Source organism: Azomonas macrocytogenes (assembly GCF_014191985.1).
In the GTDB taxonomy this organism is placed as follows: Bacteria; Pseudomonadota; Gammaproteobacteria; order Pseudomonadales; family Pseudomonadaceae; genus Azomonas; species Azomonas macrocytogenes.
Genome location: NZ_JACHXI010000065.1, coordinates 1 through 1375 on the forward strand (window position 1 = coordinate 1; position 1375 = coordinate 1375).

Sequence of the window (1375 nt, forward strand, 5' to 3'; positions counted from 1 at the left end):
CGCGCCACCACGGCGACCAAGGCCCCCACACCGGTAGCCGAGTTACATCACCGGCTGGCGCTGATCCTGCAACTGCGGGCACAAAACCCCACGCTTGATGCCGCCACCATCAACGCCATGGCGGACGCCATCCTCTCCAACACGCTGAATTGAGTTTTCCTCTCCAGGGAAAAGCTAACGCTGCGCCCGGCTTTCCAGCTCCACGGCCTCGCCCCGCGCCCCCCCTCGAATATTCCCCGCCTTAACGCCTTTCCAATCGTTGTCACCTCAAAACCCGCCCACCACCAGGACTCTCGAGCCGGTTTGTTTCTCTAGGCGCCACTCTGACAAAAGCCTTCGCTTTATTAAGTGGAATTTTTAAACACTTCCAGTACCAAGCTTTCAGCTTAAAAGGAACCCTAAAACCACTTGTATTAAATGGTGTTTATATCTAACAATCCTAACGCTCAACGCATAATATTATTAATAGTTTATTTACTGGATCAGAACGATATTAAAAAAAAGACTATTTATTTGATGATATAATCACACATTAGTAGGTGAACAATTTTTCGGATAAAACATTGTCAAGAGATTATTTAGCTACGCATGGCGTAAATATATAAAACATACTATATTATCAATAATATATATCAACAATCCGATACAAGAATTTCGGCTATCCGCATATTTTAATTGACTTAATTAATTATAGAGTCTATATAAATTAGTAAAGCGATCTAGATGGTGAGGTGAAAGCATGAAACCTTATTATGTAATCGTAGCTTTTATTTTGGTATTTTTCCTATTAGTCACTGCAAATGCCCAAGAAAGAGCACAATTTGATTCCACTCTAAATAATCAAGAAGAAATATCAGCCGTTGGCTCGTACAAGGTGTCTACACCCGTTATTAGTTATAATACTTTTTGGATCTGGAGAATTAATAGTACGACAGGCCAAGTGTCTTTATGTAGTTTACCAACAGAGCGAGTAAATGTTGGCGCAATTATTCCAAACCTACAAACCTCACCAATATGTTCACCTTGGTCTAAATAATGTTTAAGGGTAATCATGAATCTGGTTTTCAAAGACGAAGGCTGAACCCAGTCATTTACAACAAGCCCCCGCAACCGCAATGGCGGAAACGAGTCAATTACGTATGATGGGTCTTCTGGAATCGAACTCTTGAGGACGATCGACGAACGCTGCTGGCGTAGAGGATGCCGTCAAACCTGAAGCTGAGTGATCCATGGAACAAACTGAACTGACGAACAAGCGTGTAGGCGTAGCGGGGCTGGGTGTGATGGGAAGCGCAATCGCGCGGCGCCTGCTGGAATGCGGGCACATGGTATCGGTCACGTCGCGCCGTCGCGCCGCCGCAGACTCGTTGCTGGA

Annotated in this window: 2 protein-coding genes; both read left to right on the forward strand. The window is 44.9% G+C overall.

The features are described 5' to 3' along the window. Nucleotides 1–739 precede the first annotated feature (739 nt). A complete protein-coding gene (locus FHR87_RS18885; RefSeq protein WP_183168301.1) occupies nucleotides 740–1036 on the forward strand; it encodes a hypothetical protein in 297 nt (98 codons plus the stop codon). 193 nt (nucleotides 1037–1229) lie between these two features. After that, a partial coding sequence (locus FHR87_RS19720; protein WP_183166112.1) for an NAD(P)-binding domain-containing protein occupies nucleotides 1230–1375 on the forward strand: 146 nt, incomplete at its 3' end.